Below are 3,069 nucleotides of genomic sequence, written 5' to 3'. Positions count from 1 at the left end.
ATCATGCCGCAGGCTTGGCTGTCATCGCTTGCCAGCCAAAGCCGCGTATCGAGCTGCTCGGAGGTCTGCATATAGTGCTCGATGATTGCCGCGACCGAGTTGCCCGACAACCCCACCATGCCCTGGTAGGTCTGCCCGCCATCGCGTGGATCAAGGGTGATGACAAAGTGACCATTGCCAAGCAGCTCGCCCAGCGGCACATCGGGTAGCTCACCGCCTTCTTCATCCCAGCGGGCGGTGGCGCGCATGGTGAGGTCGGATTCGCACTCGATCACCAGCAATTTGATGCGGCCCTTGCCGTGCAGCTGCATCACCAGCGAACCCTCGAACTTGAGCATGGCGGTCATCAGAGCCGAGGCTGCCATCAATTCGCCAACAATTTTCTTGAGCACGGCAGGATAGTTGCGTAGCGCCAGCACCTGGGTCCAGGCGTCGGTCAGCCGGACGATTTCGCCGCGCACCGGGGCGGCGTCAAACAGAAAGCGTTGCAGGGTGTCTTGGGTCATGTTGGATCAGGTGATGAAGGGGTATTGGTCAGTTCGACCGTGCGCAGGGTATAGGGTAGGGAGGAATTGACGTCGAATTCGCAGCCGGTTTCCACGCCGATGCGGGCGATATCGGCGGCTGTGATGCCGGGCTGGTCGATCACCGCACGCATCGCGCCGATGGCGAAGTCGCGCCCTGAGCCGATCGCCCAGAAATGGCGGTATTCATAGACTTCGCGCATCGAGTACACACCGAAGATGCCATGCGCATTGGCGATCAGCACGGTCATCTGGCTTGATTCATACGGGTCGTCTTCGTCTTCATCGGGTTTGAGGAAGAAGTCTTCCTTGAGCTTGGGATGCAGCTTGCGAAAACTCTCGAATATGGCGGCGCGGCTGGAAAAATCGAGATTGCGGGTGCGCGCCAGCAGCGACTGCAGCACCAGATCATGCGCTGCCGCACCGCATATGCCGAACAGGCTGCCGTGCGACTCGAATATCTTGTTGGGCTGGGCATCATGCAGATTGCCCAGCCGGGTGTCGCCAAAGGTGGACTGGGTGTCAGCGGCGATGGCGACCTGCTGCTGTTTGCGAACGACAACGATGGTGGTCATGCGGTTTGCTGGTCCTCGGTGGGCAGAATGGCGCGCCGCAGCAGGCCGGCCAGCGCGTGGCGCACCGTTTGTTCGCGTACGGAACGCCGGTCGCCGCTGAAGTGCCGGGTTTCGCAGCGGGTGCCGCTACTGCTGCCAAAGGCGAAGCATACGGTGCCGACCGGCTTGTCGTCACTGCCGCCGCTGGGGCCGGCGATACCGGAAACCGCCACCGACAGCTGCGCCTTGGCCGCCAGCATGGCGCCATTGGCCATTTCGCTGACGACCGCCTCGCTGACGGCGCCATGGCTGTGCAGGCTGTCGGCAGTGACGCCGAGCAGGCGCTGTTTGGCGCCGTTGGAGTAGGTCACGAAGCCCATATCGAACCAGCCGGATGAGCCGGGTACATCGGTAATCGCACTGGCGATGCCGCCGCCGGTGCAGCTCTCGGCGGCGGTAACGCGCCAGTTGCGCGCCAGCAGCGCTTGGCCGAGCTGCTCGGCCAGATCGTAGGTGGACTCGGTCATGGCGTGATCCGTGTTGGGTGGCTACTCAATTCATCCGCAAAAAATGCTCGCGGTAGTATTTGAGTTCATCGATCGATTCATAAATATCGGCCAGCGCCTCATGCTTGCCACCTTTTTTGAATCCGCCGGCAATATCGGGGCGCCAGCGCTTGCACAATTCCTTCAAGGTGCTGACATCCAGATTGCGGTAGTGGAACCAGCCTTCCAGGGTTGGCATCCAGCGCGCCATAAAGCGGCGGTCCTGGTGAATGGTGTTGCCACACATCGGCGAGGCACCCTTGGGTACATGCTCGCTGATAAAGGCCAGCATCTGCGCGGCGACTTCCGCTTCGCTCAAGGTGGATGCCTTGACCCGGTCGATCAGCCCCGATTTGCCATGGGTGTTTTTGTTCCAGTCGTCCATGCCATCGAGCACGGCATCGCTCTGATGAACTACCAATACCGGCGCTTCGGCAACGGTTTGCAATTGGGCGTCGGTGATGACGATGGCGATCTCGATAATGCGGTCGCGGTCGGGCTCGAGTCCGGTCATTTCCATGTCTAGCCAGATGAGCCGGTTTTGGTCTTGTGCCATACTATGCAATTGTCCTTACGATAGATGCTGCATTTTCGCACAAGCCCCGCATGACCGCCCACGCATTCAGTCTCGTCTTTCTCGCCTTCCTGTTTTTCTCCACCGCTTTGCAGCTCTGGCTCAAGACGCGCCACCTCGGTCATGTACTGGCCAATCGCGGCCAGGTGCCCGGCGACTTCGCCGCCGGCATCAGCCTTGAACAACACCAGAAGGCAGCCGACTACACGGCAGCCAAGGTACGGTTTGCCCGGGTCAGCATTGTCTGGGACGCGGCGCTATTGCTGGCGTTCACCCTGGGAGGCGGCGTCGGCTTGCTCGACAGCTGGGCGCGCACGGTTGCGGGGCAGGGGACGACTGCCGGCTTGCTGCTGATTGCAGCCCTGACCCTGGTCAACGGCGTGCTCGGCCTGCCGTTTTCGCTGTATGGCACCTTTGTGCTGGAAGCGCGCTTTGGTTTCAACAAGACGACGCCAGCGGTCTGGCTGGTCGACCTGGTCAAGTCGACCGTGCTGGGTGCTGCACTTGGCTTGCCACTGGTGGCGCTGGTGCTGTGGCTGATGGATAAGGCGGGCGCTGCATGGTGGCTGTATGCCTGGGTAGTGTGGCTTGCGTTTGGACTAACCTTGATGGCGGTATACCCGAAGTTCATTGCGCCGCTGTTCAATAAATTCACCCCGCTGAGTGATGAAGCGCTGCGCAGTCGCATCGATGCGCTGCTGGCCAAATGCGGTTTTGCCAGCAATGGCGTGTTTGTGATGGACGGCAGCAAGCGCTCCAGCCATGGCAATGCCTACTTCACTGGCTTTGGCAAAACCAAGCGCATCGTGTTTTTCGATACCCTGGTGGAGCGGCTGGAGCCGATCGAGGTGGAAGCCGTACTGGCGCATGAG

5 protein-coding genes are annotated in these 3,069 nt (G+C 60.7%); 1 reads left to right on the top strand and 4 read right to left on the bottom strand.

The window, feature by feature from the left end:
• From ACE3OH_RS21225 to orn, 4 genes are all read right to left on the bottom strand, one after another.
• The coding region (locus ACE3OH_RS21225; protein WP_374357930.1) for an Hsp33 family molecular chaperone HslO at positions 1 to 506 on the bottom strand (506 nt) is incomplete at its 3' end.
• Entirely contained in the window at positions 503 to 1,099 is a 597-nt protein-coding gene (locus tag ACE3OH_RS21220; RefSeq protein ID WP_374357928.1) for an MFS transporter, read from the bottom strand. The genes ACE3OH_RS21225 and ACE3OH_RS21220, both read right to left, overlap by 4 nt.
• Positions 1,096 to 1,605, bottom strand: a complete 510-nt coding sequence (locus tag ACE3OH_RS21215; protein ID WP_374357925.1) for a CinA family protein — start codon at positions 1,603 to 1,605, stop codon at positions 1,096 to 1,098. Before ACE3OH_RS21215 ends, ACE3OH_RS21220 begins: the two co-directional genes overlap by 4 nt.
• A 25-nt stretch (positions 1,606 to 1,630) precedes the next feature.
• Positions 1,631 to 2,179 carry an oligoribonuclease gene (gene orn, locus ACE3OH_RS21210; protein ID WP_374357922.1) on the bottom strand — a complete coding sequence of 183 codons (549 nt, stop codon included), beginning with the start codon at positions 2,177 to 2,179 and terminating at the stop codon, positions 1,631 to 1,633.
• A 50-nt stretch (positions 2,180 to 2,229) separates the two neighbouring features.
• Between orn and ACE3OH_RS21205 the strand changes: the two genes are divergently transcribed.
• Positions 2,230 to 3,069 (top strand): M48 family metallopeptidase (locus tag ACE3OH_RS21205; protein ID WP_374357920.1); only part of this gene is annotated, 840 nt, incomplete at its 3' end.

It is taken from the genome of Chitinimonas sp. (assembly GCF_041904975.1).
Lineage (GTDB): Bacteria > Pseudomonadota > Gammaproteobacteria > Burkholderiales > Chitinimonadaceae > Chitinimonas.
Note: the sequence above shows the minus strand (reverse complement) of the source record. Positions and strands in the feature narration are given on the sequence as shown.

Excerpts from the sequence above, each read along its gene's own strand:
- ACE3OH_RS21220 (WP_374357928.1), bottom strand. The coding sequence starts at position 1,099 with ATGACCACCATCGTTGTCGTTCGCAAACAGCAGCAGGTCGCCATCGCC.
- ACE3OH_RS21215 (WP_374357925.1), bottom strand. The coding sequence starts at position 1,605 with ATGACCGAGTCCACCTACGATCTGGCCGAGCAGCTCGGCCAAGCGCTG.
- orn (WP_374357922.1), bottom strand. The coding sequence starts at position 2,179 with ATGGCACAAGACCAAAACCGGCTCATCTGGCTAGACATGGAAATGACC.